At 44.3% G+C, this 246-nt stretch carries 1 protein-coding gene; it reads right to left on the reverse strand.

What is annotated here, in order from left to right:
- A partial coding sequence (locus AC1RPR_RS08995) for a hypothetical protein (protein ID WP_481763606.1) occupies positions 1-246 on the reverse strand: 246 nt, incomplete at both ends.

A 246-nucleotide genomic window follows, 5' to 3' on the forward strand; every position in this document is an offset into this window, starting at 1 on the left:
TATCCATCCTGTGTGTCATATGGAAGCCCTGCAATCACCTCAAGCTTAACTCCATAGTCATTCGCCGGAATCAAACCGCCTGAAATTATTTCCATCTGAACATACGTGTCTTGTATGTTTTTCGGCGCAACCGTGAGCAAGGTTTCTGCTACTGCATTGGCTTTGACTAAAGTAGCCTGTGTAAGTAGCAGAGTTTCCGCTATAGCATTTGCATTAGCAGCTGAATTCTGCTGAGTCAGAATAGAC

The sequence above is a fragment of the Dellaglioa sp. CoH-57-MRSF-22 genome (assembly GCF_056781895.1).